Origin of the sequence: Vibrio sp. 1-Bac 57 (genome assembly GCF_037546855.1) — a bacterium.
In the GTDB taxonomy this organism is placed as follows: Bacteria; Pseudomonadota; Gammaproteobacteria; order Enterobacterales; family Psychromonadaceae; genus Psychromonas.
This window is the reverse complement of sequence record NZ_JALAAC010000076.1, coordinates 1-3082: the sequence shown is the minus strand read 5'-3', so window position 1 is coordinate 3082 and position 3082 is coordinate 1. Positions and strand designations below refer to the sequence as shown.

Sequence of the window (3082 nt, the reverse complement as noted above, 5' to 3'; positions counted from 1 at the left end):
CCCCTTGATTACTGGTGGATGCATTTAATAACGTCCAAGATAGGATTTTTAGGTCCACATCATGATTCCAAACGAAATATAGGCAGATACAGTTTGATTTTTTCAGGAGAATGTTTAAAATTGCGGTAATAGTTAAGTTTACCTAGTCCCCTAAAGACTCTGTAAATGCCGAAATAACCGCGCGTCAACGCGGTTTTTTCACATCTGGCGTTTAGAGTATTCTGTAAAGCGCTAAAAATGAAGTACTTTCTCTAAAAAAATTCTATTTTTAAAACCTCACTCATCCCTCAAAAAATCACCTAATAAAAAGTCTATCGTTTACAGCACGGGACTGACGTTATGTAATTATTAAATGACCATTATGTTAAACCGTTAAGTTACAGTGTAACTATTCTTAGGGTCTTAATTTAAAATCTGCGGGTAACTGGACTTAAAAATTTAAAGTAGGCGATCTCTGGGGCTAAAAAAAGCCACCATTTAGGTAGCCTTTTGTCGTTCGTAAAACGACCATTATGTTAAATGGTAAAATGACAGTGTAACTAATATGTACTTTTCAGTGGCTTTTAGTTACACAAATAAAATCTACATATTTCACTAAAATTTATTAGCTAAATAATCTATTACATTACCTTTAATGAACTCTTCAGATAGATTTACATCCTTATAAATAAGGCTTTGTATAATATTTTTAGAGTATGATGTTGTTTGTATTTCATCACCGATAACAAACTCAGAGTATGAATTACTTATATTGAAATTATCTTTGTTAACGTCAAATAAAACTGTAACTTTAATACCTTTTAGGGAATCAAAGTTTTTTTGTTTTTTAAGTAATGCTATATCTTGTTGCTTTTTCAAGTAATAATTAATATTACGGTAATCACCAATAACTCTTTCATCACCAATATAATAATTACTATTATCACCTATACATTCAAGAAGGTTAGATTGAATTTCTTTATATTTTTCATTCTTATTATCACTGAGTTTTTCAGCGTTACCTTGAAATAAAACAGATCCAGAATTAGAAAATTTATATTTCAATTTCTCATTTATCTCGGATAGATATTTAGTATCCTTTTTTATTTTAGCTATCACTTCTTCGTTATAAATTTCATTACTTTTAGCTTTGTTAAAAGAGTCTAACAATATCTCATGATATTCGTTGACCAGAGAATTTAATTCATCACCAGTTAACAGGCTATCTTTTGATCTATATGTAATCCCTTTAGATATTTTTTCTATGAAAAATTCTGTTTTACATACATCCAATTGAGATCTAGAGAGGTAGTCTTCTTTTTCTTTTTCTAATTTACGATATTTTAATTTGTTACTATCCTCTATAGAATTTTGATTATCTTTAAGAGCTGAAACAATATTATCAATTCCTTTTATATCGCAAGTAAATTTAACTTCAGCGTAACCTTTTTCTTCTTTAACTACCTCCCAAAAGACACTTTTACAACTTTTCCAGTTATCATATACAACACCAACAGGTTTCACTTTGTCATAACTTGAAAATACACCTGACTTTACATTATCAATCCAATTTTCACTTGTACAAGCAGACAATAATCCTGCCTGTAAAATGATAGAAGTAGTTAATATAACTGTTTTATTTTTCATTACTAATCCTTTAAATATAGACTTAATATCCTAATTCCTTTAAAGCTTTAGCCAATCGTTTAAAGCCTTTATCTAAATATTCTTTATTCCCCTCTAATTCCATTTTAAGTATTTTGTCATGTAAATCTGAACGTTCCGTTTTACTTATTATAAAATTTCCTTTTGAAGATAATTTTTTACCATCTGAATAAAGTTTTGACTCACATACTAAAGTTGCCAAATCAATAACTCTATTCAAAGGAAGTTCTTCGGATTGTCTTGACCATCTATTATCAACCTGTCGCCAAACTTTAGCTGAAAGCTCGGTTTCAAGGCTTCCATTCCATTGTGCTACACCAATAGATAAACACTTTGCATCAGTGTTATTAGCTCGATGGCCATCGATAGAATCGTAGTCTGCAACTTCTAGTATTGGTTTATGTTTTAAATGCTTTGGAGTTTTCATTAGTCACCTTTTATTTAGTAAATTTAATAATTATAGTAAAATTACTAAATTCAGTAGTCAATCAATATTTACGGGTAAATTAATAATTACGTAAAATGACTATTATGTTAAATAGTGGTTTTAGCCCCTCAAAAGAAAGACTTCACAAAAAAAAGACCGCCAAAGCGGCATTCTGAGCACTTTAAAATGAACATTTAAGCAATGACAAGCCGAGTTTATTTTTACTGTTAAGGGCCTGTTTTAGCCCTTAAAATTGATTTTTCTGTTTCAGCGTAATGTAGGCCCGAAATAATGGTTTTCGACCTTTTTATCCAGCTTCAACTCCCTTTCTTCTTCTCTAATAAAACGTTTAACTGTATCGCTAAATCGGTGAGATGCCCTGTTAAGTTCGTTACTGACTGAGTCAGATTTTTGTTTTCCTGCTGTAAAGCCTCGCAAAACTTCTGTTGCTCTAACGAGCGATTGACCAAACTCTCTGAAGTATTCTTGAAATCTTGAAACATGGTCTCTTGATTTTTTGATAACTCGGTTAATGCGTCCAATAGGTGTTTCTCTAGCTCTGTCATTTAATATCCCTCTGGTACCATCCACGGGTAAACCCCGTCCGTTCCGTATGTCGTCTGCTCCAAATCTATTTTGATGCACAATTGATTCTGATCCCCACAGGTCGTTATTTGAATATTCCCCCCCTTGCTCTCCAACTCTTGAATTACTGCTTGCTGCGCTATTATATCCTGCCCCATTTTCCACGATATTCCGCTCATTCCTGCCGTGAATACCAGCATGATTGAGAGTATTGCACCGCTGAATTTCAGCGTCTTGGAGACGCGATAGTTGGTCACTGAGTCGATGCTTTTCTTCGCTTCTTTCTCTAGCTTGCTGAATGATCCCTTGTAGTTGATATCGAGCTGTTTCTGATTTTGTTGCAGGGACTTGGTATAACTTTCTATTTCGTTCTGCCTTTGCTCTGCAAAGTCTTGAAAGAGCTGCGTGATTGCTTGCAAATGCTTC

The 3082-nt window shown here is 32.9% G+C and carries 4 protein-coding genes; all 4 read right to left on the bottom strand.

Going from position 1 to position 3082, the window contains the following annotated elements; all coding sequences use genetic code 11:
* Window positions 1–594: 594 nt before the first annotated feature.
* Window positions 595–1626 carry a hypothetical protein gene (locus tag MT391_RS20490; RefSeq protein ID WP_499499926.1) on the bottom strand — a complete coding sequence of 344 codons (1032 nt, stop codon included), beginning with the start codon at window positions 1624–1626 and terminating at the stop codon, window positions 595–597.
* A gap of 22 nt (window positions 1627–1648) precedes the next feature.
* Window positions 1649–2071 (bottom strand): DUF6530 family protein, encoded by a 423-nt coding sequence (locus tag MT391_RS20485; protein WP_499499924.1) that lies wholly within the window; start codon window positions 2069–2071, stop codon window positions 1649–1651.
* Between the two features lie 317 nt (window positions 2072–2388).
* Window positions 2389–2637 carry an MbeD/MobD family mobilization/exclusion family protein gene (locus tag MT391_RS20480; RefSeq protein ID WP_499499923.1) on the bottom strand — a complete coding sequence of 83 codons (249 nt, stop codon included), beginning with the start codon at window positions 2635–2637 and terminating at the stop codon, window positions 2389–2391.
* On the bottom strand, window positions 2638–3082 hold a 445-nt coding region (locus MT391_RS20475), incomplete at its 5' end, for a hypothetical protein (protein WP_499499922.1).

Bases quoted from the DNA above. Each gene is read 5' to 3' on its own strand.
- MT391_RS20490 (WP_499499926.1), bottom strand. From the start codon at position 1,626: ATGAAAAATAAAACAGTTATATTAACTACTTCTATCATTTTACAGGCA.
- MT391_RS20485 (WP_499499924.1), bottom strand. From the start codon at position 2,071: ATGAAAACTCCAAAGCATTTAAAACATAAACCAATACTAGAAGTTGCA.
- MT391_RS20480 (WP_499499923.1), bottom strand. From the start codon at position 2,637: ATGACAGAGCTAGAGAAACACCTATTGGACGCATTAACCGAGTTATCA.